The sequence below is a fragment of the Neisseria sp. P0021.S005 genome, from assembly GCF_051956955.1.
Genome location: NZ_JBQCWY010000722.1, coordinates 1 through 1,506, shown reverse-complemented (window position 1 = coordinate 1,506; position 1,506 = coordinate 1). Strand labels below are relative to the sequence as shown.

Annotated in this window: 2 protein-coding genes; both read right to left on the bottom strand. The window is 49.1% G+C overall.

Annotated elements, in window-relative coordinates; translation table 11 throughout:
- Window positions 1–67: 67 nt before the first annotated feature.
- A complete protein-coding gene (gene purN, locus ACTHUE_RS18690) occupies window positions 68–694 on the bottom strand; it encodes a phosphoribosylglycinamide formyltransferase (RefSeq protein WP_107792403.1) in 627 nt (208 codons plus the stop codon).
- Window positions 695–790: 96 nt separating this feature from the next.
- Window positions 791–1,506, bottom strand: a 716-nt coding sequence (locus tag ACTHUE_RS18685; protein ID WP_440424154.1) for an FKBP-type peptidyl-prolyl cis-trans isomerase, incomplete at its 5' end; no start/stop codon positions are given.

Below are 1,506 nucleotides of genomic sequence, written 5' to 3'. Positions count from 1 at the left end.
GGGAAAGTGTCAGCAGGGTTGTTTTAATCGGATTCATGATGTTTTCCTTGTGTGTATCGTGTTTTAATTAAGCCAACAGGCTTTGACCGGCGGCATTGCGTTGTGCATTCAAAACGCGGTTGCCTTCGATTTTCAGACGGCCTGCAACAAAGTCGGCAACGGCTTGCGGGAAAAGCTGGTGTTCAACCGTCAACACGCGTGCGGCAACGTCGTCAGCGGTATCGCCGTCCAAAATAGGAACAATGCCTTGTGAAATAATTGGGCCGCAATCCAGCTCGGGCGTCACAAAATGGATGGTGCAGCCTGCCACTCGGCAACCTGCTTCCAATGCGCGTTCGTGGGTGTGCAGACCGGTGAAAGAAGGCAGGATGGACGGATGGATATTGATCAGGCGGTTTTCATAATGGGCGCAGAATTTGGGAGTCAAAATGCGCATAAAGCCCGCCAATACAACCAAATCGGGCTGATAGGCATCGATTTTTTCCATCATAGCCTGATCAAATGCCAGACGCGAGTCGAAGTTTTTATGGTTCAAACTGTCAGTGGCAATACCGCGCTCTGCCGCCCATGCCAATCCGGCAGCGGTCTCGCTGTTGCTCAATACGGCTGCAATGTTGGCATCGGGAATATTGGCATTCACAATCGCCTGCATATTGCTACCGCGTCCGGAAATAAGGATGACGATATTTTTCATCATAATTCCTTGTTTGTTTGGAACAAAGGCCGTCTGAAACGGAATTTTTCAGACGGCCTTTTATCCGTTGTTTAAGGGCGTAAGCCTTGATTCGGATTATTGAACTTTTTGTACGTCAACTTGTACTGGTTGTTGTGCAGCAGCATCAGGCGCGCCGACTTTAACCAGTTTCACGTCGAATACCAAAGTAGCGTTCGGGCCGATTTTATCGCCGGCGCCAACTTCGCGGTAAGCCAGTTTGGCCGGGATGTAGAATGTTGCTTCGCCGCCTTCTTTCAAGAGTTGGATACCTTCAGTCCAACCTGGAATCACTTGGCTTACAGGGAAGCTTGCAGGGCCGCCGTTGGCTTTGCTACTGTCAAATACGGTACCATCAATCAGACGGCCTTCGTATTCAACGGTAACCACATCGTCTTTAGTCGGTTTTTTGCCTTCGCCTTCTTTGGTGATTTTGTATTGCAGACCGGAAGCGCTGGTTTTCACGCCTTCTTTAGTCGCGTTTTCTTTCAAGAACGCTTCGCCTTTTTCCAAGTTTACTTTGGCATCTTCAGCACGTTTGGCAGCCGCTTTTTCTTGTTGCTCTTGCAGGAACTTCATCATCACTTCCTGAGCTTGGGCTTCAGTCATTTTAACTTCTTTGCCTTCAAACATGGCTTCCATGGCTTCGGTGAAGACTTTCAAATCGATTTCCGTACCTTGGTCTTTCATTTGTTTCAATGAACGGCCGATGTCCACACCCATTGCGTAGCTGGCTTGTTGGGCAGTAGAACCGATGGCAGAAGCATCTGCAGTCGCATTTGAAGCTGCGGAAG